The organism is Actinoplanes sp. NPDC051411 (assembly GCF_040682075.1).
GTDB lineage: Bacteria > Actinomycetota > Actinomycetes > Mycobacteriales > Micromonosporaceae > Actinoplanes.
Genome location: NZ_JBFBAD010000014.1, coordinates 81,318 through 106,710 on the forward strand (window position 1 = coordinate 81,318; position 25,393 = coordinate 106,710).

22 protein-coding genes are annotated in these 25,393 nt (G+C 71.3%); 4 read left to right on the forward strand and 18 right to left on the reverse strand.

Features of this window, described 5'->3' with window-relative positions:
* Positions 1 to 424: 424 nt before the first annotated feature.
* Both AB0M88_RS10690 and AB0M88_RS10695 read left to right on the forward strand, forming a co-directional pair.
* Positions 425 to 1,195, forward strand: a complete 771-nt coding sequence (locus tag AB0M88_RS10690) for a putative protein N(5)-glutamine methyltransferase (protein WP_364098646.1) — start codon at positions 425 to 427, stop codon at positions 1,193 to 1,195.
* A 9-nt stretch (positions 1,196 to 1,204) separates the two neighbouring features.
* Entirely contained in the window at positions 1,205 to 2,251 is a 1,047-nt protein-coding gene (locus AB0M88_RS10695) for a hypothetical protein (RefSeq protein WP_364098649.1), read from the forward strand.
* Positions 2,252 to 2,338: 87 nt separating this feature from the next.
* Here AB0M88_RS10695 and AB0M88_RS10700 read toward each other — a convergent pair whose 3' ends face one another.
* Genes AB0M88_RS10700 through pepN form a run of 7 tightly spaced genes read right to left on the reverse strand, consistent with a single transcriptional unit; the run spans position 2,339 to position 9,327 of the window.
* Positions 2,339 to 3,187, reverse strand: coding sequence for a DegV family protein (locus tag AB0M88_RS10700; protein WP_364098652.1), 849 nt, complete (start codon positions 3,185 to 3,187; stop codon positions 2,339 to 2,341).
* Between the two features lie 29 nt (positions 3,188 to 3,216).
* Positions 3,217 to 3,570: a hypothetical protein gene (locus AB0M88_RS10705; RefSeq protein ID WP_364098654.1), complete on the reverse strand. Its 354-nt coding sequence runs from the start codon at positions 3,568 to 3,570 to the stop codon at positions 3,217 to 3,219.
* Positions 3,571 to 3,583: 13 nt separating this feature from the next.
* Positions 3,584 to 4,189, reverse strand: coding sequence for a histidine phosphatase family protein (locus AB0M88_RS10710; protein WP_364098657.1), 606 nt, complete (start codon positions 4,187 to 4,189; stop codon positions 3,584 to 3,586).
* Positions 4,186 to 4,587 carry a ribosome silencing factor gene (gene rsfS / locus AB0M88_RS10715; protein WP_364098660.1) on the reverse strand — a complete coding sequence of 134 codons (402 nt, stop codon included), beginning with the start codon at positions 4,585 to 4,587 and terminating at the stop codon, positions 4,186 to 4,188. Before rsfS ends, AB0M88_RS10710 begins: the two co-directional genes overlap by 4 nt.
* 41 nt (positions 4,588 to 4,628) lie before the next feature.
* Positions 4,629 to 5,234, reverse strand: coding sequence for a nicotinate-nucleotide adenylyltransferase (gene nadD / locus AB0M88_RS10720; RefSeq protein WP_364098663.1), 606 nt, complete (start codon positions 5,232 to 5,234; stop codon positions 4,629 to 4,631).
* A gap of 48 nt (positions 5,235 to 5,282) precedes the next feature.
* The gene (locus AB0M88_RS10725; protein WP_364098666.1) at positions 5,283 to 6,788 is read right to left on the reverse strand and encodes an ATP-binding protein; all 1,506 of its coding nucleotides are present in this window, start codon (positions 6,786 to 6,788) and stop codon (positions 5,283 to 5,285) included.
* Positions 6,789 to 6,834: 46 nt separating this feature from the next.
* Complete coding sequence (gene pepN, locus AB0M88_RS10730; RefSeq protein ID WP_364098669.1) at positions 6,835 to 9,327, reverse strand: aminopeptidase N; 2,493 nt, start codon at positions 9,325 to 9,327, stop codon at positions 6,835 to 6,837.
* A 190-nt stretch (positions 9,328 to 9,517) separates the two neighbouring features.
* On the opposite strand from pepN, the gene trpS reads away from it, so the two are divergent.
* Entirely contained in the window at positions 9,518 to 10,537 is a 1,020-nt protein-coding gene (trpS, locus tag AB0M88_RS10735) for a tryptophan--tRNA ligase (protein ID WP_364098672.1), read from the forward strand.
* On the opposite strand, the gene AB0M88_RS10740 is transcribed toward trpS, so the two are convergent.
* The 11 genes from AB0M88_RS10740 to AB0M88_RS10790 all read right to left on the reverse strand — a co-directional run bounded on the left by AB0M88_RS10740 (position 10,526) and on the right by AB0M88_RS10790 (position 23,904).
* Positions 10,526 to 10,978 carry a GNAT family N-acetyltransferase gene (locus AB0M88_RS10740; protein ID WP_364098675.1) on the reverse strand — a complete coding sequence of 151 codons (453 nt, stop codon included), beginning with the start codon at positions 10,976 to 10,978 and terminating at the stop codon, positions 10,526 to 10,528. The genes trpS and AB0M88_RS10740 overlap by 12 nt on opposite strands.
* A gap of 57 nt (positions 10,979 to 11,035) precedes the next feature.
* The gene (gene obgE / locus AB0M88_RS10745; protein ID WP_364098678.1) at positions 11,036 to 12,541 is read right to left on the reverse strand and encodes a GTPase ObgE; all 1,506 of its coding nucleotides are present in this window, start codon (positions 12,539 to 12,541) and stop codon (positions 11,036 to 11,038) included.
* 77 nt (positions 12,542 to 12,618) lie between these two features.
* On the reverse strand, positions 12,619 to 12,876 hold the full coding sequence (rpmA, locus tag AB0M88_RS10750) for a 50S ribosomal protein L27 (protein WP_364098681.1): 258 nt from the start codon (positions 12,874 to 12,876) through the stop codon (positions 12,619 to 12,621).
* Between the two features lie 14 nt (positions 12,877 to 12,890).
* The gene (gene rplU / locus AB0M88_RS10755) at positions 12,891 to 13,205 is read right to left on the reverse strand and encodes a 50S ribosomal protein L21 (RefSeq protein ID WP_169180867.1); all 315 of its coding nucleotides are present in this window, start codon (positions 13,203 to 13,205) and stop codon (positions 12,891 to 12,893) included.
* Between the two features lie 194 nt (positions 13,206 to 13,399).
* The gene (locus AB0M88_RS10760; RefSeq protein ID WP_364098685.1) at positions 13,400 to 13,846 is read right to left on the reverse strand and encodes a hypothetical protein; all 447 of its coding nucleotides are present in this window, start codon (positions 13,844 to 13,846) and stop codon (positions 13,400 to 13,402) included.
* 100 nt (positions 13,847 to 13,946) lie between these two features.
* The gene (locus AB0M88_RS10765) at positions 13,947 to 17,396 is read right to left on the reverse strand and encodes an Rne/Rng family ribonuclease (protein WP_364098688.1); all 3,450 of its coding nucleotides are present in this window, start codon (positions 17,394 to 17,396) and stop codon (positions 13,947 to 13,949) included.
* 153 nt (positions 17,397 to 17,549) lie between these two features.
* Positions 17,550 to 18,266, reverse strand: coding sequence for a TIGR03936 family radical SAM-associated protein (locus tag AB0M88_RS10770; RefSeq protein WP_364098743.1), 717 nt, complete (start codon positions 18,264 to 18,266; stop codon positions 17,550 to 17,552).
* Between the two features lie 67 nt (positions 18,267 to 18,333).
* Positions 18,334 to 20,277: a TIGR03960 family B12-binding radical SAM protein gene (locus AB0M88_RS10775; protein WP_364098691.1), complete on the reverse strand. Its 1,944-nt coding sequence runs from the start codon at positions 20,275 to 20,277 to the stop codon at positions 18,334 to 18,336.
* A 20-nt stretch (positions 20,278 to 20,297) separates the two neighbouring features.
* Complete coding sequence (locus tag AB0M88_RS10780; protein WP_364098694.1) at positions 20,298 to 20,651, reverse strand: STAS domain-containing protein; 354 nt, start codon at positions 20,649 to 20,651, stop codon at positions 20,298 to 20,300.
* Positions 20,651 to 23,149, reverse strand: a complete 2,499-nt coding sequence (locus AB0M88_RS10785) for a SpoIIE family protein phosphatase (protein ID WP_364098697.1) — start codon at positions 23,147 to 23,149, stop codon at positions 20,651 to 20,653. The genes AB0M88_RS10780 and AB0M88_RS10785 overlap by 1 nt, the downstream gene beginning before the upstream one ends.
* Before the next feature lie 14 nt (positions 23,150 to 23,163).
* Positions 23,164 to 23,904, reverse strand: coding sequence for an alpha/beta hydrolase (locus tag AB0M88_RS10790; protein ID WP_364098700.1), 741 nt, complete (start codon positions 23,902 to 23,904; stop codon positions 23,164 to 23,166).
* A 214-nt stretch (positions 23,905 to 24,118) separates the two neighbouring features.
* Here AB0M88_RS10790 and AB0M88_RS10795 point away from each other — a divergent pair, with 214 nt between their 5' ends.
* Positions 24,119 to 25,390 carry a hypothetical protein gene (locus AB0M88_RS10795; RefSeq protein ID WP_364098703.1) on the forward strand — a complete coding sequence of 424 codons (1,272 nt, stop codon included), beginning with the start codon at positions 24,119 to 24,121 and terminating at the stop codon, positions 25,388 to 25,390.
* The last annotated feature ends 3 nt before the right edge of the window (positions 25,391 to 25,393 follow it).

The window sequence follows — 25,393 nt, forward strand, 5'->3', positions numbered from 1 at the left end:
CCGCCGCAACCGGCGCGGCAGAACCCGGCGCAGCAGAACCCGTCCCCGGCAACGAGCCCCAGGCCGACCCCGGCGGAAACCCCTCCGCCGGCCATCGCGTACCGGAAGAAGCCGCCGCCGGCGGCCGGCCCGCGTCGGCATCGGCGTCCTCGGACCAACCCGGAATGATGTCGGACCACCGCAGCGGCTCCCCCACCCGGGCCAGGTCCGCAAGGGGCTCCGGCTTGGGCGCGGGAACAGCGGCCGGCACCTTCGCCAGCACAGCTCTCAAACGCTCGGCCACCACGTCGTCCGCATCCTTCGGCTCTCGCACGCCTGCCGACCGTACGGATTTCGCCCGGTGATCGTTCCGCCCCTGTGGACAGCCGATTCGCCCTGTGGATAACGCGACGGCCCCGAGCGATCTGTGCTAAAAGACGACCCCGTGACACATGCTCAAGCGATCGCTCGTCTCCGCGAGTCCGGCTGCGTCTTCGCCGAGGAGGAGGCGGCCGTCCTGGTCGAGGCCGCCGGCGGCAACGACGAGACCCTGGCCGCCCTGGTCGAACGCCGCGCCACCGGCGAACCCCTGGAGCAGGTCGCCGGTTACGCCGATTTCTGTGGCGTCCGCGTCCGGCTCCGCCCCGGCGTCTTCGTCCCTCGCGTCCGCAGCGAACTCCTGGTGCGGATAGCCGCCGACGAGACGGCTGAGGAAACCACCGTCGTCGACCTCTGCTGCGGCTCCGGCGCCCTGGGCCTGGCGGTACTCCACCAAAACCAGCAAAAAGCCATCACTCTTCACAGCGCCGACGTAGATCCCACCGCCGTGGCCACCGCCCGCGACAACCTCACCACCCCGGTCTACCAGGGCGACCTCTTCGACGCCCTCCCCGACGTTCTCCGGGGCCGGATTGACGTCCTGATCGCCAACGTCCCCTACGTCGCCACCGACCACATCCCCCTGCTCCCCGCCGAGGCCCGCGACCACGAACCCCGGACCGCCCTCGACGGCGGCCCCGACGGCCTCGACGTCTTCCGCCGGATCACCGCCGCGGCCCCCCAATGGCTGACACCCGGTGGCGTCCTGCTCTCCGAGATCACCGAGGCCCAGCTCGGGCCGGCGACTGAAGCGGTTCACCGCGCGGGTCTGGACGCCGACTCGATCTACGACGATGATCTCGAAGCCCGAGTGATCCGTGGACGCCGTACCCGATAGGAGGCCGGGGTGGGCCTGCTCCGAAGGCTGCGCCGGGCCCGGCTGGCCGGCCGGGTCCTCAAGCGACTGCGCCGGGCCGGCCTGGCCGACGCCCGCTACGACACGCGCGCCTTCCAGGTCCGCTTCACCGCGCCGGGCGACGACGTCCCCACCCTCATCGAGTTGGCGCCGCTGCTGGTCACACCGGGTCGGCGCCGGGTCGACGAGTACGTGGCCGGCCTCCTCCTGAATCCCGGGCTCCCCCAATCGTGGTCCGCGGCCAAGCCCCTGCTCCGCCCGGTCCTGCGGGGCACGACCCCCGGCGACCCCCTGCGCCGCCCGGTCCTGCCGTTCCTCTCCGAGTTCGTGGTGGTGGACCAGCCCGACACGATGACCTACGTCTCGGCGGCTCAGCTGGCGGCCTGGAACGTGACCGCCGACCAGGCGTTCGAGGCCGCCCGGGCCAATCTCACCGGCGCCGTCCTCCAGGGCCGGGCCACCGAGCCGACGATCGTCCAGTTCGTCGATGACGGCGACGCCTACTGGACTTCGCACCTGCTTCTTCCGCATTGGCTCGAGCGCCTGGCCGACCAGGTCGGTGGCGTTCCGGTCGCCTTCGCCCCCGAGCGCGGCACCGTTCTGGTCACCGCCGACGGCAGCGACCACCTTCCGGGGCTGTTCGCCCGCGCCGAGCAGATTTTCGCCGCGTCGTCACGGCCGATCACCCCGATGGCCTACGTCAGCGACGAGAACGGCTGCCCGCAGCCTTACCGGGCCCCTTCGGGCCACCCGCTCCATCAGACGGTCGGGCGGGCCGAGCGGGTGCTCGCGCTTCACGAGTACGCCGTCCAGGCCGCCCACACCCCCGGCGCCGCCGCCCTGCAGCTGACCGGCGACGTTTCCACGGGCTGGCGCACCCAGGCCGTGTGGGCCGAGAACGAGCCCATCCTGCTCCCGACCGCCGACGAGGTTCTGGCCGGCGCGGTCGTCCACCCGTGGCGGTCCCTGGCCCCGCGCCTCACCCGCGCCCCCGACCTGGATCCTCCGCGCTGGCAAGCCACCCACTGGCCGCCGTAACCCTCCGCGCCGGCCGGCCACCCCACTGTCCGGCGCAGCTCAGGGCCGGCGCAGCTCAGGGCCGGCGCAGCTCAGGGCCGGCGCAGCTCAGGGCCGGCGGTGCACCACGACCCCGGCGACTCCGGGCCCGACGTGGGCGGCCACGACGGCCCCCACCTCGGTGATGTAGCAATCCCGCAGGCGGTCGCCCAGCCGCACCACCAGCGCGTCAGCCAGCGCCGTCGCACGATCCGCGGCCTCCAGATGATGGACCGCGATGTCCACTTCTCCCTCACCCGACGCCTCGACCGCCAGGTCGACCAGTTTCGCCAGGGCCCGCCCCGCCGTGCGCACCTTGTCGCGCACCACGATCGCCCCGTCGACGACGTGCAGGATCGGCTTCACCGACAGCGCGGTCCCAAGCAGCGCCGACGCCGCCCCGATGCGGCCCCCGCGGCGCAGGAACTCCAGCGTGTCGACGTAGAACAGCGTGCTCACCAGCGCCGCGTGGGAGCGCGCGGCGTCGCGTACCTCCAAAAGGTCTTGACCGGCCGAGGCGGCCGTGGCCGCCGCGAGGGCCGCGAAGCCCAGTCCCATCGCCGTGGTTCCGCTGTCGACCACCGTGACCTGGTCGCCGACCTCGGCCGCGGCCAGGCAAGCCGCCTCGTAGGTCCCGGAGAGTTTGGCCGACAGATGGACCGAAACCACCCCGGTGGCCCCGGCGTCCAGGAGTTCCCGGTAGGCCGTCGCGAACTGGGACGGGGCCGGCCGGGACGTGCTGACCGCGGACCGGCGCGCGTTGAGTGCCCGCGCCACCTCGGCCGGCGAGATCTCGAGCCCTTCGAGCCCGGACGACCCGTTGATGACGACGGTGAGGGGCACGACGGTCAGGTCATACGTGCCGCTGAGTTCGGCCGGCAGGTACGCGGTGGAGTCGGTGACGACCGCGACGGGCATGCGGGCACGGTAGCTCATCCGGCCCGGGATCAGTTCTTCCGGACCTCCGTCACGATGAACGGCTCGCCCTGCTGGCAGGTCGTCATCATCCCTGGCGAGGGGTGGCCGACGAGCGTGACCTTCGCGCCGGCGGGAGCCAGCGGGCGAAGCGACTCGTCGTGGAAGTACAGCGAGTGCGAGCCGGCGGCATCACGCAGGACCAGGCAGTGCGGCTCGACCCCGGCCGTCACGGTTCCCGAGATGACCTCGGACGAAGGCGAGGACGAAGGCGAGGACGAAGGCGACGACGGCGGAGATGAAGAAGACGGCGCCGACGACGGGGAGGTGGACGCACACCCCGCGAGCAGCACCAGAGACAGAGCGGCGACAAGACGAACACGCATGATGCCTAGGACGCTATCGGAGAATCCCGGGTTCCCCGACGTTGAACCCGGCCATCTGCCATCCCCGCCGCTGGTCGAGGATCAGCTCGATCCAGTGGCAGTTTTCCAGGGGTCGCAGGGTGCGCAGCACCGACAGCGGCCACCCCAGTATCTCTCCCACCCCCTGGCGGGCCGCGGCACCATGGGTGGCGACCACCACGGTGTCGCCCAGCGAGGCGGCGGCAAGCAGGGCCGCCGAGACCCGGGCGCCCAGCTCGTCGAGGCTCTCGACGTCGCCCCCGATCTCCTGGCCGGACGTCCAGCGGGCGTGCTGCTCGGGGAACCGCTCGATGACCTCGGTCATGAACAGCCCCTGCCAGGCGCCGAAGAACCGCTCCCGGAGCCGCTTGTCGTAGCTCACCGGCAGGCCGCTGACCGCGGACAGGGCGGACGCGGTGTCGGAGGCCCGGAGCAGGTCGCTGGCGACGATCGCGTCGGGTCGCATGGCGAGCAGCAACTGGGCCGCGGCGGCCGCCTGCCGGCGCCCGAGCTCGTTGAGCGGGGTGTCGGACTGGCCCTGGACGCGCTCGTTCGCATTCCAGTCGGTGTTGCCGTGACGCCAGACGATCAGTCGGGTCACGCGGCGCCCGAGGACGAGTCGGCGTCGACCATGTCGCGGTCGACGAACGGGATGCTGGGGCAGTCTTTCCAGAGCTTGTCGAGGGCGTAGAACTCGCGCTCCTCGGCGTGCTGGACGTGCACCACGATGTCGACGTAGTCGAGCAGCACCCAGCGGCCGGCTCGCTCGCCCTCACGCCGGACCGGTTTCGCCTTCTCCGGGAGGTTGAGCAGGGCCTCCTCGATCGCGTCGACGATGGCGAGTACCTGACGCTCGTTGGAGGCCGAGGCGATCACGAAGGCGTCGGTGATGTAGAGCTGCTCGGCGACGTCGATGACGACGATGTCCTGCGCCTTTTTGTCGGCGGCGGCCTGGGCGGCCGTCATCGCCAGTTCAAGAGCGCGTTCAGTGACGGGCAAGAGGATCCCCTCGGTCGGCTTCTCACTTGCCTTCAAGGGTCTCACACCGCTATGACATTTCCGGAACCCCGATACAGGCCCCTCTTGTTGATGTATTGGACGACCCCGTCCGGCACCAGGTACCACACCGGCTTGCCGCCGGCCACCCGGTCGCGGCAGGCGGTCGACGAGATGGCCATGGCCGGCACCTCGACCAGGGTGACCCGGTCGGGCGGCAGGTGATCGCCGGAGAGTTCGAAGCCGGGCCGGGTGACCCCGACGAAGTGCGCCAGCTCGAGCATGGCCAGCGCGTCCTTCCACGAGAGGATGCGGCCCAGCGCGTCCGCCCCGGTGATGAAGAACAGCTCGGTGCCGCTGCCGTAGATCGCGGACATGTCGCGCAGCGTGTCGACGGTGTACGTCGGGCCGTCCCGGTCGATGTCGGCCCGGCTGACGTGGAAGCGCGGGTTGGAGGCGGTCGCGATCACCGTCATCAGGTAACGGTCCTCGGCCGGGGTGACCCTGCCCTTCTCGTAGGGCTGGCCGGTCGGGACGAAGACCACCTCGTCGAGGTCGAACCGCGCCTGCACCTCGCTGGCCGCGACGAGGTGCCCGTGGTGGATCGGGTCGAACGTGCCGCCCATGATCCCTATGCGCCGGTCGGACATCGATTCAATATAGATCTTTTCCCGATCAAGGGCCGGGCCGGAGGGGGATCAACCATCGAGGCGCTTGCGTACGGCCGTGAGCAGGTCATTCGCCGTGAACGGCTTCTCCAGCAGCGCCACGCCGGGGTCGAGAGTGCCGTGAGTATGCAGGACCGGCTGGGCATACCCGGACATATACAGAACGCGGGTCTCGGGTCGCGCGATGCACAGCCGCTCGGCCAGGTCCTTCCCCAGCATCCCGGGCATGACCACGTCGCTGACCAGCAGATCGATCGCGCCCTCGTGCGCCGCCGCCAACTCCAGCGCCTCGGGCCCGCATTCGGCCGCCAGCACCCGGTAACCGGCCCCGGACAGGATCCGCCCGGCCACGTCCCGCAGCGCCGCCTCGTCCTCGACGACCAGCAGGGTCTCCCCGCTCCCGCCCACCGGCACCGACTCCAGCGGAACGGCCGGCGCGTCGGGGGAGGCGGCCGCCGCGGGGAGCAGAACGGTCACCGTGGTGCCCAGACCGGGCGACGAGGCGATGCTCACCTCACCCCCGGCCTGGGTGACGATGCCATAGACCGTGGCCAGCCCGAGCCCGGTCCCCTCGCCGTTGGCCTTGGTCGTGAAGAACGGCTCGAAGGCGTGCTCGACCACGTCGGGAGCCATTCCCCGCCCCGAGTCCGACACCCGCATCCGCACCTGATCGTCGTGCGCCTCGGTGTCGATCACCAGGTTGCCGCCCGACGGCATCGCGTCCCGCGCGTTCAAGGCCAGGTTGACCAGCAACTGCTCGATCTGCCCCGGGTCACACCTGACCGGCGGTAGCGTGATCCCCGGCCGCACGATCAACGTGATGTGCTCGCCGATCGAGCGCCGCAGCATCTCCTCGACCTCGCCGATCACCGCGTTCAGGTCGAGCACCTGCGGCCGCACGACCTCGCGCCGCGCGAACGCCAGCAGCTGGTGGGTGAGGTCGGTTCCGCGCTCGCCGGCCCGGATGACCTGGCGCGCGTCGGCCGCGATCATCTTCACGTCCGGGGACTCCGACTCGGCCTCCTCGATCACGAAGCTCGCGTAGTTGACGATCACACCGAGCATGTTGTTGAAGTCGTGCGCGATGCCGCCGGCCAGCTGCCCGAGGCTCTCCAGCCGCTGGTTGCGGTGCACCTGGGTCTCCGCGCGCAGCCGGGCCTTCTCCTGCTCGGCGTGGACCCGCTCGGTGAGGTCACGGACCACCGAGATGGCCAGCCGGCCCTGCGCGGTGTCGACGACGGCCGACGTCGCCTCGACCGGCACCTCGGCGCCGTCCTTGCGGCGTACCGAGGTGGTGATCGCGCCGATCGGCCCGGGCCCCCGTTCCTGGACCTGCCGGGCCCGGGCGTCGTAGATCGCGCGCGACGCGTTGGTGAGCACCATCTCGACGGGCCGGCCGAGGAGTTCGGCCCGTCGATAGCCGAACAGCTCCTCGGCCCGGTCGTTGGCGTGCACGATCACGCCGTCGTCCAGCACCAGGATCGCGTCCGGGGCGGCCAGGAGCAGGCCGCCGGACAGTTCCTCCGACCACTCCACGAGTCACCCCCGGCCTGAGGGTATCCGCTCAAAGCATCGCTAAACGCTAAAAACGCGCAGCGAGCGCCCGTCGCAGGTCATCGTCGGCGTCGATGACGACGCGGCGCAGGATCGGGTCGAGGTCTTCCCGGGCCAGCAGCTCGGCGGCCCGCCGCCGGGTCTCCGGGGCCACCATCACACTCGGGTACGCCGCGATGGCCGTCTTCTCCGCGCTCATCCCGCTGCGCACCCGCATCATCTCGGGCATGTCGGCGAAATAGCGCTCCACGTACGGGGTGAGCAGCTCGACCTGCTCCGGCTGCCAGAACGCGGACGCCGTGAGCTCGGCCAGCCGGTTGGACAGCGACCGGTCCCGGACCACCGCCGACCAGGCCGCCTCCTTGGCCCCGGCGTCCGGTCGCGCGGCCCGGCACCGGGCGGCCCACTGCTCGCCGCTCGAGCTGCGGTCGCGGTCGTATTCGGCGCCGATCTCGGCCTCCCCGGCCACCCCGAGCACGCTCAACCGGTAGAGGATCAGCCACCGCATGTCGGCGTCCACGGTCAGCCCCTCGGGCATGCCCTCGCCGGCCAGCCAGCCCTCGAGCCGGGCGGTGTCGACGGTCGAGCCGATCAGCCCGCGGACCGCGGCCAGCTGGAGGGATCCGCCGGGAGTCGCCGCGGCGAGCAGCCGGTCGGCCGCCCGCTCGATCATCTCCAGGGCGGCCGGCCGCGTGGCCGGGGTGGCGTAACGGTCGACCAGGCCGCGGGACAGGCGCAGGACGTCCTCGACGACCACGACCTCGGACTCGACCGGCAGCCCGGCCAGCACCAGGGCGACCAGGTCGGCGACCGGGCGCTCGCCGTCGACCACCGCGTCGAGCACGGACGCCCAGATCACGGCGCGGGCCAGGGAGTCGTCGATCAGCGGCAGGACGGCCGGGATCGCCGCGGTCGACTCCGGGTCCAGGCGGATCTTCGCGTACGTGAGGTCGCCGTCGTTGAGAAGGAGGAGGTCGGATACGCGTACGCCCGCAAGCGCGGGAACGACGGTGCGCGCACCGTCGATCTCGACCTCGATCCGCTCCCGCCGCACGACCGTGCCGTCCGCGGCGCGGTCGAAGAGTCCCAGGCCGACCCGGTGCGGGCGCAGCGTCGGGTAGTCGGCGGGGGCGGTCTGCACGATCGCCACCTCGGCATAGTCGGAGCCGTCGCGGGAGACCTCGACCCGGAGCGTGTTGACCTGGGCCCGGCGCAGCCACTGCTCGGCCCAGGCGGCCAGGTCGCGCCCGCCGGCATGGGAGAGCGACTGCAGCAGGTCGGCCAGCGTCGCGTTGCCGAACGCGTGGGCCGCGAAATGCTCGTTGAGCCCCTTGAGGAAGTCGGTGTCGCCCATCCAGACCACCAGCTGCCGGAGGACCGAGGCGCCTTTGGCGTACGAGATGCCGTCGAAGTTGAGCAGCGCCTGATGCGTGTCGGCGACGTCGGCCGGCGCGACCGGGTGGGTGGACGGGCGCTGGTCGGCCCGCAGCCCCCAGCTCTTGCGGTGTATCGCGAACGTGGTCCAGGTCTTGGTGAACGCGGTCGCCTCGGCGGTGATCCGGGAGCCCATGTACTCGGCGAACGACTCGTTCAGCCACAGGTCGTCCCACCAGGCCATGGTGACCAGGTCGCCGAACCACATGTGCGCCATCTCATGGGCGATCACATTGGCCCGGTTCTCGCGCTGCGCCTCGGTGACCGCGGACCGGAAGATGAAGTCGTCCCGGAAGATCACCAGGCCCGGGTTCTCCATTGCGCCGAAGTTGAACTCGGGGACGAACGCCTGCTGGTAGTGCCCGAACGGGTACGGGATGTCGAAGATCTCGTGGTAGCGGTCGAGGCACTGCCGGGTGACCGTGAAGATCTCCGGCGCCTGGGCCTCGAGCTGCGCGGCGAGCGCGGCCCGCGTGTAGAGCACCAGCGGGATGCCCTCGTGCTCGTCGTCCACCCGGTGGTACGGCCCGGCGATCAACGTGACCAGATAGGTCGAGATCGGCTTGGTGGCCGCGAACCGCCAGTGCCCGTCGGTGACCGGCTCTTCGAGTGCGGCGTTGCCGGCCACCAGCCACGAGGCCGGCGCGGTCACCGAGATCTGGAAGGTCGCCTTGAGGTCGGGCTGGTCGAAGCAGGGAAAGATGCGCCGCGCCCCGTCCATGAACATGTGCTGATAGAGGTAGACGTTGCCGTCCTCGGGATCGGTGTAGCGGTGCAGCCCCTCCCCCGAGTTCGAGTAACGCATGTCCGCCTCGACCACGAGCTCGTTCTGCGAGGCGAGGCCGGTCAGCGAGAGCCGCTCACCGGCCAGAGCCTCCGGGGCCACGACCGCACCGTTGAGCGTCGCCGAGATGACCGACGCCGGCTCGAAGTCGAGGAACACCGCATCGGCCGACGCGCCGAACCTCAGCACCGTACGCGAGCGGAAGGTATCGCCCTCGGCGGTGAGGTCGAGCGCGACCTCGTAGTGATGAACGTCGACAACGGCGGCGCGGGTAAGCGCCTCAGTGTGGGTCAGGCTCGGCATGGGCCCCATTCTGCCTGGTGAGCTTGCACCGCCGCGCGCTAGCATGGTCGCGTGCGCACGACGACCATGTCCTGGTGGCTGCCCTGACGGGCGGCCCACCCACGCGCACTCATCCATCTGCGGCCGCCTCCGGGCGGCCGTTTTCGGTTCCCGGCGACGGTCCACCCGCGTACGGAAAAGAGGAACCGAAATGACCGCAACCGCCGCACCCACGGTGACCACCCGCCTGACCGGTCTTCAACCGACCGGAGGCCTCCACCTGGGCAACCTCCTCGGCGGCATCCGGCCGCTGGTCGAGAGCCAGTACGCCGGCCCGTCGATCGCCATGATCGCCGACCTCCACGCGCTCACGATGGAGCATGATCCAGCCAAGGTGCGGGCGGCCAGCCTCGAGCTGGCCGCCGTCCTGCTCGCCGCCGGCGTCGATCCTCAGCACACCGCCCTGATCGCCAACTCGCAGGTACCCGAGCACTCCGAGCTGCACTACCTGCTGGAATGCGTCGCCAACTACGGCGAGGTGGCCCGCATGATCCAGTTCAAGGAGAAATCGGCCGAGGCCCTCTCGAAGCCTTTCGGGTTGCGGCCAAAAAGCCCGGTGCGCCTCAGCCTGCTGACCTATCCGGTGCTGATGGCGGCCGACATCCTGCTCTACGACATCGCTTTCGTGCCGGTCGGCGAGGATCAAAATCAGCATCTCGAGCTCGCCCGCACGATCGCGACCAGGTTCAACGCGCGCTACGGGACAACCTTCACGGTGCCCGCGGGAGTGCGCCCCGAGAAGGCGGCGCGGGTCATGGACCTGGCCGAGCCGACCCGCAAGATGAGCAAGAGCAGCCCGTCGGCGGCCGGGCGCATCGGCCTGCTCGACCCGCCCGAGGTGGTGCGGCGCACGATCGCCCGGGCGGTCACCGACGGTGTCGGCGAGGTGCGTGACGATCCGGAGAACCAGCCCGGCATCAGCAACCTGCTCGGCATCCTCGCCGCCTGCACCGGCGAGCCGCCACGGGCGTTCACCTCCTACGGCGAGCTCAAGCGGGAGGTCACAGACGCGGTCGAGGCGCTGCTCGCGCCGATCCGGGCGCGTTACGCTTCGCTCTCCGCCGACCCCGCCTATCTACGCTCGGTGTTGGCGGAGGGCAAGACCCGGGTGCGGCCGGTCGCTTCCGAGACCGTACGCCGTACGCGTGCCGCCCTCGGCCTACTGGACTAGGGCGACCAGCCTCTTCTCGAAGCACACGCGGTCGGGGTTCCCGGCGTACTCGCCGTACGCCGGGATCGGCCGGTAGCCGGAGCTGAGGTAGAGCCCGATCGCGGCCTCGAGCAGCGGGTTGGTGTCGAGCCGGATGACCGGGCACCCGGCCGCGAGCGCTTCTTCCTCGACCCAGACGACCAGTTGGCGACCGATGCCCCGGCCGCGGAACGACGGTCGCACGTACGTCCGGCGCAGCTCGGCGACCCCGTCTCCGAGTGGCCGCCAGCCCGCGCAGGCCACCGCCCGCCCGTTGACCGCCGCCACCAGATACGCAGAGTCGTCGTCCGGGGTGAACGCGGCGCGCACCGGCACACCTCCGAGCTCCCGTATCTCGCGCTGCTGGGCGGTGACCAGCGCGGCAAGCTCGGGGTCGAAAGCGGAGCGGGATTCGATCAGCACCCGGATAACCCTAAGTGACGACCCTTTCCGGCGGGTTGCCGACAGCTGGACGATGCCCTATTCGCCGGTGTCGTCCTCATCGTCCTCGTCGGTCACCAGGACCGGCTGATGCGAGTTGGCCACGCTGGTCACCGTGCCGTCGGCCGCCATGTGCAGCAGCTCGTCGTCCGATCGCACCCGGCGCGCCTTGCGGGCGGCCAGGCGCTGGGCGGCGGACGCCCGGCCGGTCGGCTCCTCCAGGCGGGCGTCGGTGCCGCGCGGGCCCGACACGAACTCGCCCGCGTTGGGCTGCCAGTCGAACTCGTGGGTGCCGATGCGTACCGGGTCGCCGGCCTCGGCGCCCTTTTTGATCAGCGCGTCCTCGACCCCGAGGCGCTCCAGCCGGTCGCCCAGGTAGCCGACCGCCTCGTCGTTGTCGAAGTTGGTCTGCCGCACCCAGCGCTCGACCTGCACCCCACGGACCACGAAGACGCCCTCGGCGTCCTGCTCGACCGTGAAGCCGCTCTCGTCGACCGCCCGCGGCCGCACCACGACCCGGGTGGCCTCGCGCGGCGGCGTCGCCAGCCGGTGCGCCTCGACCGTCTCGGCCAGCGCGAAGATCAGCTCGCGCAGGCCCTCACGGGTGACCGCGCTGACCTCGAACACCCGATGGCCACGGGCCTCGAGGTCGGGCCGGACCATCTCGGCCAGGTCGCGCCCGTCCGGGATGTCGATCTTGTTGAGCACGACCAGCCGCGGCCGGTCCTCCAGCCCCCCGTACGCCGACAGCTCGGCCTCGATCGCATCCAGGTCGGCCAGCGGGTCACGTTCGATCTCGGGCGTCGCCGCGTCGAGCACGTGCACCAGCACCGCGGTGCGCTCGATGTGCCGCAGGAACTGCATGCCCAGGCCCTTGCCGGTGGCCGCGCCCGGGATCAGGCCGGGGACGTCGGCCACGGTGAAGGTCTTCTCGCCCGCCTGCACCACGCCCAGGTTGGGCACCAGCGTGGTGAACGGGTAGTCGGCGATCTTCGGCTTGGCGGCCGACATCACCGAGATCAGCGACGACTTGCCGGCCGACGGGAAGCCGACCAGGCCGACGTCGGCCACGCTCTTGAGCTCGAGCACCACGTCGAGCCCGTCGCCCGGCTCGCCCAGCTCGGCGAAGCCCGGCACCTTGCGGCGGGTGTTGGCCAGCGAGGCGTTGCCCCGGCCACCCCGGCCACCGCGCGCCACCTCGAACGTCGTGCCGGCCCCGACCATGTCGGCCAGCACCTCGCCGTCCGCGGTCTGCACGACCGTGCCGTCGGGCACCCGGACCACCAGGTCCTTGCCGTTCGCGCCGTCGCGGTTGCCGCCCGCCCCGCCCCCGCCGTTGCTCGCCTTGACGTGCGGGTGGAAGTGGAAGTCGAGCAGCGTGTGCAGTTGCGGGTCGACGACCAGGCTGATGCCGCCGCCGTGCCCGCCGTTGCCGCCGTCCGGACCGCCGAGCGGCTTGAACTTCTCGCGGCGTACCGAGACGCAGCCGTGCCCGCCGTCACCCGCCTGCAGGTGCAGCATGACCCGGTCGACGAACGTGGTCACAACGAACTCCTCTGTACGAAAAACAAAACAGCGGGCCACGGACCCGACAGGTCCGCGGCCCGCTGTTGAAGAAGTATTTACTCCGCGACCGGCACGATGCTGACGGCCTTGCGACCCCGCACGGTGCCGAACTGCACGTTGCCCTTGGCCAGCGCGAACAGCGTGTCGTCGCCACCACGGCCGACGAGCTCGCCCGGGTGGAACTTGGTGCCGCGCTGCCGAATGATGATCTCGCCGGCGTTCACGAGCTCGCCACCGAAGCGCTTGACCCCGAGCCGCTGAGCGGAGGAGTCACGGCCGTTACGCGAGCTGGACGCACCCTTTTTATGAGCCATGGCTGATCCGCCCCTTACTTCCCGCTGGAGATGCCGGTCACCTTGACGCGGGTCAGCGGCTGACGGTGCCCCTGGCGCTTGTGGTAGCCGGTCTTGTTCTTGAACTTGTGGATCCGGATCTTCGGACCCTTGGTGTGCTCGGCGATCTCGCCGGACACCGTAACGTTGGCAAGCTTGGCCGCGTCGGTCACCAGGTTGTCACCGTCGACGAGGAGGACAGCGGCGAGGGTCAGCGCGTCGCCGGGAACACCCGCGAGCTTCTCGACCTCGATCACGTCGCCCTCGGCAACCTTGTACTGCTTGCCGCCGGTCTTGACGATCGCGTACATCGGACGCGGACTCCCTGAGACTTACGCAGCGAACGACCGCTGCTGGCGGATGTTGCTTGGTCCTGCCAGCTCCCCGGGTGGACCCGGTGTCCCCGGGTGAACCCAGTGGGGAGGGCGTCAGAACACGAGACGCAGTGGAAATGCGCCGTCAGACAGCCTACGTCATCGGTGGCGTCAGACCCAAACCGGGGACCTCAGCCCTTGCCGCACGCCTTGTCAAGCGTATCCGAGAGCTCCGACAGCTTGCTCGCGTCGATCTTCGAGGCGTCCCCCGAGAACGCCGTGACCTGGTCGGACATCTGCTTCAGCGTGCTTTTGAGCGTCGCGTCACCGGCCAGCTTCGACATGTCGCCGAGCGCGTACGAGTAGTTGGACACGTCCTGGGTGAGTTTCTGCTTCGCCTCGGCCGTCGCCGCCGCGCCCTTGCTCCGAGCGTCGAGCTGGAGCTTGAGATCGGCGGTCAGCGTGCTGCCGAAGGACGTGCCGGTGCGGTCGGCCTGGTCACAGATCGCCTTGGTGTCCTGGCTGAGAGCCGCGTCGGCCACCTTGGGGTCGGTGGCGGTTTTATCTGCTTTGTCAGTCGAGGTGCAGGCGGTGAGGCTCACGAGAGCGAGGGCGCTCACCACGACGAGACGCTTCATGGGGATCGAGCTCCAGAGGGGGACGGGGATCGATCCCGAGAGGGTAGCCGAGGAGCGGCCCGGCAGTTAACTTTCTTTGCCGAACCGCTCCCCGTACCGCTCAGGGGCGAGTGCGCCGCCGCGTCCCGCTCCGGCGAGACCGCCGCCGGTTACCCGCGCCGGCACCGACCGCCTCGTCGTCCTCTTCCTCGTCGTCGTCCTCGGCCGCGTCCGGGTCGTCGGAGCCGACCAGCCGCAGCGGCTCGCGCTCCTCGTCCGGCTCATCGTCCGGCTCCTCGAAGGCCGGCGACTCGTAACGCGACAGGTCGTACCCGCTGATGTCGTACTCGTCGGCGCTGTCGTCGGTGGCCGGCGCCGACCTGACGGCCGCCGAGACGATGCCCGAGCCCAGCACGGGCGGGAGGTCGGCGGCGATCGCCATCGGGTCCTCCCCGTCGTGCCGCGTCTCGAGCACCTCGACCGGTTCCTCGATCGGCGCCTCGACCTGGGGCTCGAACCGAGCCTCGACCTGGGGCTCGAACCGAGCCTCGACCTGAGCCTCGACCGGGGTCTCGACCTGCTCGGTGCCGCCGCCACGCCGCCGCCGCGACCGGCCGGAGGTGGCCGCCGGAGCCGCCGCCGGAGGCTGCTGCTGCTCGATACGCGGAGCCGCCGCGACCGCCTTGACCTGGGTCGCCGCCGCGCCGTTGGACCGCTTCTCGGGCACCGGCTCGGTGTGGATCATCACGCCGCGGCCCTTGCAGTGGTCACAGGTCTCGCTGAACGCCTCGAGCAGGCCCGAACCGATCCGCTTGCGGGTCATCTGCACCAGGCCGAGCGAGGTGATCTCGGTGACCTGGTGCTTCGTCCGGTCGCGGCCCAGGCACTCGGTGAGCCGCCGCAGCACCAGCTCGCGGTTGCTCTCCAGCACCATGTCGATGAAGTCGATGACCACGATGCCACCGAGGTCACGCAGCCGCAGCTGACGCACGATCTCCTCGGCCGCCTCGAGGTTGTTACGGGTGACCGTCTCCTCGAGGTTGCCGCCCGCGCCGGTGTACTTACCGGTGTTGACGTCGACGACCGTCATCGCCTCGGTCCGGTCGATCACCAGGTGGCCGCCCGAGGGCAGGAACACCTTGCGGTCGAGGCCCTTGAGGATCTGCTCGTCGATCCGCTTGTCGGCGAAGACGTCGCCGGTGCCGGTGTAGCGGTGCAGCCTCTCGATCAGGTCGGGAGACACCGAGTTGAGGTAGCTCTCGACCTCGGAGAAGGCCTGGTCGCCCTGCACCACCAGCTCGCGGAAGTCCTCGTTGAAGAGGTCCCGCACGACCCGGATGACCAGATCGGGCTCCTCGGAGAGGGCGGCCGGCGCGTGGCCCTCGGCGGCCCGGCGCTGGATCTCCTCCCACTGGCTCTGCAGCCGCTTCACGTCGCGGGCCAGCTCGTCCTCGCTCGCACCCTCGGCCGCGGTACGCACGATCACGCCCGCGCCGTCCGGCACCATCTTCTTGAGGATGTCGCGGAGCCGCTTGCGCTCGTTGTCGGGAAGCTTGCGGCTGATCCCGGACGCGTTGCCGTTGGGCACGTAGACCAGGTGCCGGCCGGAGAGCGCGATGTGGCTGGACAGCCGGGCGCCCTTGTGACCGATCGGGTCCTTGGTGACCTGCACCAGCACCGAGTCGCCGGAGCGCAGCGCCTGCTCGATCGAGCGGGCCCGCCCCTCGAGCCCGGTGGCGTCCCAGTTGACCTCGCCGGCGTAGAGCACCGCGTTGCGGCCCCGGCCGACGTCGACGAACGCCGCCTCCATGCTCGGCAGCACGTTCTGCACCTTGCCGAGGTAGACGTTGCCGACCATCGTGCCGGACGTGGCCCGGGCGACGTAGTGCTCGACCAGGATGCCGTCCTCGAGCACCGCGATCTGGGTGCGGTCGGACTTCTGCCGCACGACCATGACCCGGTCGACCGCCTCGCGGCGGGCCAGGAACTCCGACTCGCTCAGGATCGGCGGGCGGGTGCGGCGCTGCTCGCGGCCGTCCCGGCGGCGCTGGCGCTTGGCCTCGAGCCGGGTCGAACCGGAGACGCCCTGCACCTCGTCGCTGCGGCGCGGCTCGCGCACCCGCACGACGGTGTGCACGCCGTCCTCGATGCCGCCGGTCTCGCCGTCGCCGCTCGAGCCCTTGCGGCGGCGACGCCGGCGACGCCGGGTGACCCCGTCGCCCTCGTCGGACTCCTCGTCCTCCTCGGACTCCGGCTCGCCGTCGCCCTCGGACGCGGCGACAGCTTCGTCGCCCTCGTCTCCCTCGCCCTCGTCGGCCGGGCCCTTGCCACGACCCCGGCCCCGGCGGCCCCGGCGACGGCGGCGACGCCCGCCGGCCAGGTCGTCCTCGGAGTCGTCGTCGATGCCTTCCTCGACGTCGTCGGCCGACTCGTCGGCCTCGTCGACCGGCTCTTCGTCGGTCTCGACCGCGTCGACGGCCTCGGCCTCGATCGGCTCCTCGACCGCGGCGCCCCGGCGACGGCGACGGCTGCGGCGGGTGGCCTCGACCGGCTCGGCGACCTCGGCGACCGGCGCCTCGGCGAGCGTCTCGACCTCGGCCGGAGCCTCCTCGGCCGCCGCGCCACGGCGACGGCGGCGGCTCACCGGAGCCGCGGCGGCCTCGGCCTCGGCCGGGTCCGGCGGCATGAAGAGTACGGCCGGGGGCAGCGCGGCCCGGCGGCTGCGCGTACGCGAGGTGGGCTGTTCCTCGACGAAGTCGTCGTCGAGCGGGATGACCGCGACGATGGGGGCGCCCTCGGCGGCCTCCTCCTCGTCCGGCTCGTCCTCGGCCAGGGCCGCCTCGGGCGCGGCGCTGGTCTGCGTCGCGGCCGTCCGAGCGGCGGTGACGCGCTCGCTGTCGGGCCGGTCGACCCCGGCCGGCTCGACCGGAGTCGGGGGCGTCGTCTGCTCGACGAGCGGCTGGTCGGCGCCCGGTACCTCGTCGGCCGGCGCCGGAACGGCGGCCGCGGCCGCCTTCTTCCGGCGGCTGCGGGTGGCCTTGACCGGCTTCTCCGCGGCGGCCGCGGCACCCTCGGCGCCGGTGCTCGCGGCGACGTCGGTGCTCGCGGCGGTGTCGCTGCTCGCGGCGGTGCCAGTATTCGCTGGGGTGCCAGTGCTCGCGGCGATGTCAGTGCTCGCGGCTGCGCCCTCGGCGGACGCGGCCCAGGCAGCGGCGGGAGCAGTGGCCTTGCGGCGACTGCGGGCGGCCTTGACCGGCCTGGTCGGCACCTCGGCGTCGGCGCTATCGGCCGGGGCGCCGGCGGCCGGGGCGCTGGCGGCCGAGGCGCCGGCGTCGGCGGCCGACGGCACAGAGGCGCGGCCGATGGCCACGACTCCCGCGTCGGCGCTGCTCACGTCGCCGGAGGCGTCGAGCGGGGGTTCGGGCGGCGGCGCGGCCGCCTTGCGGCGGGTGGCGCGGGTGCGCCGCGCAGGGGTAGTGGTGCTCTCGGCGGTCTCGTCGGACGGGGTGGAAATCCCGTCCGGCTCGCCGCCCTGTTCGCCCGGGTTGACCGGGTGCTCGTTATCGAGCATGGGGCGCTCTCCAGTTCTGGCGGCCCCGGGCGCGTTGGAACGCTGCCACGCAGGGTCGCCGCAAGTTTTTCGGGCCCGACCGAAGGTTCGGACGAGCGGCCGAAGTCTGCCAGCGGGACGCCCACTGCCAAGCAGGCGACCTCCGACGGCGTCTCAGATCCCGGAAGGAAGAGATGCGCGATCCGCTTCCAACGGATCGACGATATCTCCCGCGGTGGTGAGAGTGCCTTGGGCCAGCCGGGTGACCCGTGAAGGGACCGGCGGCTCCAGGCCGGCCACCACGCGCAGGCCGGAGAGGACGTCATCGGGCCGAACGGCGGGTGTGACCTGCCGTACGACGAGGTCAATTATCGCACACGGTGCGGCGTCCGCCCCGCTAGGTAGGTCGGACTGCTCTTTCAGCGAGAGCCGGATCACTGCCGACCGGGCGTCGAAGGACCGCCGGCCCTGCTTCGTCATGCGCTCGACCAGCACTTCCTCGGCGGCGAGGAAGGCTTCGACGGCCTGCCGGGCGGTCTCCGGCTCGACCTCGGGCAGCTCGATCAGCCAGCTCGAGGCGTCGATCCGGTCGGCCAGGCTGCCCTCGCCGGCCACCACGGCCTCGAGCACGTCGAGCCCGGGCGAGAGGGCCGCGTCCAGGGCGACGCGCAACTCCTCCGGGTCGACCTCGGTCTGCAGCCCGATCTCCAGGTATTCCGCCTCGCTGCCGACTCCGGTGGGAGCGGCACTCGCGTACGAGATCTTGGGGTGTGGGGTGAAGCCCTGCGAGAACGCGATGGGCGCCGCCGCGCGCCGCAAGGCGCGCTCGAAGGCGCGAGCGAAGTCGCGATGCGAGGTGAAGCGCAGCGGGCCCCGCTTGGCATAGCGGATCCGGATCCGCTGGACGACCGGGGCCTGGCCGCCGACGGGCTGATTCTTGGGCGGAATGTCGTTTCTCCTAAGCGGGGACCCGCAGGTTGTTCACCGGGGTCAGGGGGAGCAGCTTCTTGCCGGTCGGGCCGATCTGGATCTCGGTGTCCATCGACGGGCAGACGCCGCAGTCGAAGCACGGGGTCCAGCGGCAGTCGTCCTGCTCGTATTCGCTGAGGGAGTCCTGCCAGTCCTGCCAGAGCCAGTCCTTGTCGAGCCCGGAGTCGAGGTGGTCCCAGGGGAGCACCTCGGCCTGGTCGCGCTCGCGGGTGGTGAACCAGTCGAGGTCGACGCCGAAGCCGGGGAGGACCTCGGCCGCCGCCTCGGTCCAGCGGGAGTAGGAAAAGTGCTCGCTCCAGCCGTCGAAACGTCCGCCTTTGTCCCAGACGCGCCGGATCACTGCCCCGACGCGGCGATCGCCCCGGGAAAGGAGCCCCTCGATCAGCGACGGCTCGCCGTCGTGATAGCGGTAGCCGATCGCCCGGCCCAGCGAACGGTCCGAGTTGATCTCCTGCTTGAGCATCTGGAGACGGGCGTCGATGACCTCGGGACGCGCCATCGCCGCCCACTGGAACGGGGTGTGCGGCTTGGGCACGAACCCGCCGATCGACACCGTGCAGCGGATGTCCTTGGTGCCGGCCGCCGCGCGACCCGCCTTGATCACCTCATGGGCCATCCGGCCGATCTGGAGCACGTCCTCGTCGGTCTCGGTCGGCAGGCCGCACATGAAGTAGAGCTTCACCTGCCGCCAGCCGTTGGTGTACGCCGTGACGACCGTCCGGATCAGGTCTTCCTCGGTCACCATCTTGTTGATGACCTTGCGGATGCGCTCCGAGCCGCCCTCCGGAGCGAAGGTCAGGCCGGTGCGGCGCCCGTTCTTCGACAGCTCCTGGGCCAGATCGATGTTGAACGCGTCGACCCGGGTCGACGGCAGCGACAGCGAGACGTTGGTGCCCGCGTATTGCTCGGCCAGGCCGGAGCACATGTCGCCGATCTCGGAGTGGTCGGCGCTCGACAGCGAGAGCAGGCCGACCTCGGAGAAGCCGGAGAACTCCAGCCCCTCGCGAACCATCTGGCCGACCGTGGTGATCGACCGCTCGCGGACCGGGCGGGTGATCATGCCGGCCTGGCAGAAGCGGCAGCCCCGGGTGCAGCCGCGGAAGATCTCCACCGCGTACCGCTCGTGGACCGTCTCGGCCAGCGGGACCAGGGGCTTCTTCGGGTACGGCCAGGCGTCCAGGTCCATCGTCGTGCGCTTGGCGACCCGGAACGGGACGTCGGGCCGGTTGGGCACGACGCGCTGAATGCGGCCGTCGGGCAGGTAGTCGACGTCGTAGAAGCGGGGGACGTAGATGCTCTCGGTGCGGGCCAGGCGCAGCAGCAGCTCGTCGCGGCCGCCCGGGCGCCCCTCGGCCTTCCACTCCCGGATGATGCCGGAGATCTCCAGCACCGCCTCCTCGCCGTCACCGAGCACGGCGGCGTCGATGAAGTCGGCGATCGGCTCCGGGTTGAAGCTGGCGTGCCCACCGGCGAGGACGACCGGGTCATCCATGGTGCGGTCGGCGGCCAGGATCGGGATGCCGGCCAGGTCGAGGGCGGTGAACAGGTTGGTGTAACCCAGCTCGGTGGAGAACGAGACGCCGAGCACGTCGAACGCGCGCACCGGGCGGTGGGCGTCGACGGTGAACTGCGGGACGCCGTGCTCGCGCATCAGCTGCTCGAGGTCGGGCCAGACCGCGTACGTCCGCTCGGCGAGCACGTCGGGCTGCTCGTTGAGCACCTCGTACAGGATCTGGACACCCTGGTTGGGAAGGCCGACCTCGTAGGCGTCCGGGTACATCAGGGCCCAGCGCACGGAAGCGGCGTCCCAGTCCTTGACGACGGCGCCGAGCTCGCCACCCACGTACTGGATGGGCTTGCTGACCCGCGGCAGCAGCTGCTCGAGCTGCGGGAAGACGGAACTCACGCTCATGGGAGTCCAGGGTACGCGGACTAACTCCCCAGCTCCGCCGCGGCCCGGTCCAGGTCGGTGGCCAGCAAATCATCGCGAAACGCGCACAACGTGAGCGTGATCCGGGCCGCTCCCCGATCGCCCACGACCAACCGGAACGGGGTGCCGCTCTGGCTCATGTCGCCGGCCAGCGCGTCGAGCAGCCGCACCCCGGCGCTGTCGAGGAACGAGACCCGGGTCAGGTCGATCAGCACCGCGCCGGCCGCCGAGGTGTGCCGGGCGATCGCGCGCCCGATGTCGTGCGCGTTGGCCAGGTCGATCTCGCCGGTGAGACGGACCAGCTCGGCCGAGCCGAGGCGGGAGAAGGTGACCCACTGATCCGTCGCCGCCGCCATCAAGCGTCCTCCCGCTTCCGCCGCATGGTCACCGTGGTGCCGTCGCTGCGATCGAACATGACCTGGTCCATCGACTGCCGGATGATCTGCAGGCCGCGCCCGCGGGACACGTCGGCCACCGGGCCCTGCCAGACGCCGTGGTCGCTGACCCGCACCTCGACCGAGTCGGCGGTCACCGTCGCGGTCACGTCGATCATGCCGAACGGGTCGTCGCGATAACCGTGCTCGATCGCGTTGGCGACCGCCTCCGAGCAGGCCAGCAGCACCGCGTCGCGGCAGACCGGGTCGACCTCGTGGGCGTCGAGCCAGCCTCGCAGATCGGCTCGCAGCAGCGCGATCTGCACCCGGTCGGCACCGATCGACCGCTCGATGCGCTCCTCGGTGCCCAGGGTCAGGCAGAGCAGGCAGACGTCGTCGGCGTGGTCGCGGCCGACCAGCGTGTCGGCCAGCCCCGCGGTCAGGCCCGGCAGCGGGGCGTCCCGGCGGCGGGCGAACTCGCGGGCCAGCACCTCGAAGCCCTTCTCGATCGAGCGGGCGCGGCGCTCGATGAGCCCGTCGGTGTAGAGCAGCAGACGGCTGCCGGCGCGCAGCCGCTGCCGGTGCTCGGTGCGCTTGGTGTCGCCGGCCCGCGAGCCGAGCGGCGCCGACCGGCCCTGCATCAGGTAGGCGGGGCCGCCGGTCGGCTCGTGCAGCAGCGGCGGCAGGTGGCCGGCGCAGGCGTACGTCAGGTCGCCGGTGGTCAGGTCGATCTCGGCGTAGGCGACCGTGGCCATCCGGGCCGCCTCGACCCGGTCGACGAACCGGTCGAGGCCCTCGATCAGCCGGGCCGGGCCCTCGGAGGCCGAGGCCAGGGCGCGGACCGCGCTGCGCAGCTGGCCCATCGTGGTAGCGGCCTCGATGCCCCGGCCGACCACGTCGCCGACCACCACGGCCAGCTTGTCGACGGTGATCAGGAAGGCGTCGAACCAGTCGCCGCCGACCTCGAGATCCTGAGCCGCCGCCTGGTAGTGGGTCTCGACCACGAACCGGGAGTCACCGCGCGGCAGATCGCTGGCGAGCAGGCTGCGCTGGAGCGTACGGGCGATCTGCCGCTCCTGCTCGTACAGCCGGGCGTTCTCCAGGGCCAGCCCGGCCCGGTACGCCAGGTCGGTGAGGAAGATCCGCTCGGTCGGGTCGCCCGGGCGCGAGTCGACCGTCCGCAGCGCGAGCGTGCCGAGCACCCGGCCGCGGGCGGTCAGCGGCAGCACCGCGCAGTCGAGCTTGTCGGTTTCGGACGGGAAGGCGGGCGCGCCGCTGGCCGCCACCGTGGCGATCCGGTCGGCGAGCAGGCCCGCGTCGGGTGCCGGGGCGCCCGCGTGCTCCTGGAGAACCAGGGCGTTGACCTGCAGTCGCACGTCGGCCCAGTCGGCGATCGCGGGCACCAGCCGCTCGACCAGCCGGCGGGCCCGCGGCAGCAGCCGGTGCTTCTCGTCGAGCACCCGGGTCGTCTCGGCCAGGAAGGTGATCCGGTCCTCCCGGCGGCGCTCCTCGTCGTACAGCCGGGCCCGGTCGAGTGCCTGGCCGGCCTGCTGGCCGAGGAGCCGCACGACCCGCAGTTCGTTGTCGGTCAGGCGGCGCTCCTCGGTGAAGCTGAACGCCAGCACGCCCAGCGTCTCGGCGAGGCCCTGCTCGTCGGCCGGGCCGGTGGTCAGCGGCAGCAGCACGACCGTGTTGCGGCCGGACCGGCGCATGGTCTCGGCCAGGTCGGGGAAGTGCTGCTCGGCCTCGGCGAGCGAGCCGACCACATGCAGGTCGCCGCGCTCGGCCACCCGGGCCACAGCCCGCGACGAGGACCGGGGCATGTCGGTCCAGTTGCCGGTCGTCGGGTCGGTCGAAGCCACCGCCATGATCTCGTCGCGCTCGCTGTCGATCAGATAGATGCTGGTGCTGACGGCCCCGAAGGCAGGCTCGGGCGCCCGCAGGACGGCCTCGGCCACCTCGGCCTCGGTCGGTGCGGCGGCCAGGTCGGCCACTATCTGCTGCAGTACGCGGACGCGCTGCTCCGACTCCTCGGCGGTGCGGCGGGCCGTGAGCAGCTCGTTTTCGTACCGCCGCCGGTCGGTCGCGTTGAACACCGTGGTGCGGATCGCCCGGGGGTGCCCGGACTCGCTGCGGCCGAGCCGCGAGTTGACCAGGGTGGGCAGCTCACGGCCGTCGGAGCAGACCACGTCGAACGCGATCTCGTGCACGTCGTCCTGCATGCGCAGCAGCGGCGCGTAGTGGGTCTCGTGGAACATCTGCCCGCCCGCGCTGAGCAGGTCGCGGAACCGGCGACGGCCGATCAGCTCGCCGCGGGCATAGCCGGTCCAGCTCAGGAAGGTCTGGTTGACCTTGACGATCGTCCCGTCGGGGAGCGTGGTGAGGTAGCCGCACGGGGCATGCTCGTACAGGTCGTCGGGATCGTCGTCCCAGGGCAGCCGCAGCTCCTGAGTCACGTCCGGCCCACCAGAGTCACTCACGATCCGCTTCGCTTCTAGAGCCAGGCCTTGATGGCGTCGACAGTCTCCTCCGGTGCGCTGAGGTTGGGGCAGTGCCCGGTCGCGTTCAGCCGCACGAGGGTGCTCCCCGGGGTGTGTTCGTGCACGTAGTCACCGACGAAGGCCGGCGCGATGACGTCGTCCGAGCACTGCAGGATCAGTGCCGGGGTGTGCAGCTTGAGAAGGTCGTCGCGGTTGTCGGAGAGGAACGTCACCCGCGCGAATTTCTTGGCGATCTCGGGATCGGTGCGGCAGAAGCTGTTGGTCAGCTCCTGGCCCAGCTCGGGCCGGTCCGCGTTGCCCATGATCACCGGCGCCATCTGGCTCGACCAGCCCAGATAGTTGCTGTCGAGGGAATCGAGCAGCGCGTCGATGTCGGCTCGCGTGAAACCGCCGGTGTATTCCTCGGCCGGCGCGTCGATGTAGCGCGGGGACGGGCCGATCAACACCAGCCTGGCGAAGCGCTCCGGCTCCCGGACGGCCGCGAGCACGCCGATCATGGCGCTCACCGAGTGGCCGACGAAGATCACGTCGGACAGATCGTTGTCGTGCAGGATCTCGAGGACGTCATCGGCGTAGCCGTCGAGGCTCGCATAACGGTCGTCGGAGTAGGCCGACAAGTCGGACTTGCCGCTGCCGACGTGGTCGAAAAGAACGAGCCGATGAGTGTCCGCGAAGGCCGGAGCCACGAAACGCCACATGTTCTGGTCGCAGCCATAACCGTGAGCGAACACCATCGGCGGACCGAGTGGATTCCCGGTCAACGTGACGGCATTTCTCTGTGTCGTTCTCATGTCCGGGTAACCATACGGCTCCCCGGCGTCTGGCACATCGCCCTCGTTGTCCGGCATTTGGGTCCGGTTTTCGGTCCCCCGGTTCCGGGAACCGCTGGCACACCCGCTCTAACCTGGCCCTAGACGCCCTCACCGGGGCAGCTAAGGAGATCGACGGATGGCTGACCAGCAGCCGGGCGACGAAGAGCCGGCAGCGGGGGAACCAGACGAGACCCGGGCCGCCGCGGGCGAGTCCCCGACCGCGACCGCGCCGGAGCGCTGGAGCGGATCGGCGGCGGTGCCACAACCGGGCCCGAAGAAGTCCCGCAACTCGCGGCGGGCCGCCCGGTTCGCCCGCGAGGACACGGCCGCGCCTTCCGCGCCGCCCGCGCCGCCCGCGCCTTCCGCGCCGGAGGAACGCGATCCCACCGCGGTGGACCCCCACGACTGGGCGTCGATGCCGCCGGTCGACCCGTGGGCCGACCAGGACACGCCGTGGGATCCCTATCCGCTGGGCGGCGATCCAGTGGGCGGCGATCCAGTGGGCGGCGATCCCGCCGCGGCCCTGCCGCCCGAGCCACCGCTGCCGCCGACCCGGCTCGACCGGCCGGCCCAGACCAGGATCGACGGTCCGCCGGCGGCCCCCGCTCCGGCCGCGCCGCCCCCGGCGGCCCAGCGGCCGGCGCCCCCGGCCCCTCCGAAGAAGAGCCGCTGGGGCCGCAAGCCGAAGCAGCCGGCCCCGACAAACCAGCCGGTCACCCGTGTCCGGCGCCCGGCGACCGCGAGCGAGCAGGTCAAGGGGCTGCCACCCCCGCCGCCCTGGATTCAGCGGCCGCCGCAGCGCCCGCTACCGCCCCCACGACGCCGCAAACGCCACTGGGGCCGCCGGTTCACGCTGTTCGGCCTCTTCGGGCTGCTCTGCTGCTGCGGCCTCCCGCTCGCCTACCTCAACTTCCCGGACGCCCGGCAATATCCGGTCAACGCGGTCCTGCCCGACTCGTTCCTCGACCTCAACAAACGCAACGACGACAGCAGCAAGGCGGCGGCGGCCAAGCTGGCCGACGAGTTGCGCGACGCGGGCGGCAAGACGTTCGCCGGGATCTACGGCGACGGTGACGGCAAGCGGATCACCGTCTTCGGAGTCACCGGCTGGCGGCTCGACCCGGCCCGCGACGTGCGGACGGAACTGGACCGGCTCTCCGACGAGTTCAGCCTCGGCGACGTGCAGTCGTTCGACACCGGCGCGTTCGGCGTCCACGAGGAGTGCGGGGTCGGCCGGACGGAAGGCAAAGCGGTCGTGGTGTGCGCCTGGGCCGATCACGGCAGCCTGGCGACCGTACTGCTGACCCGGCGCTCGCTCGACGAGAGCGCCCAGCTCGTCGCCCAGCTCCGCGGCGCCGTCCTGACCCCGGGCATCGCGAAGCCCTCGGGGGGAATCCCCAACCTGTGAACC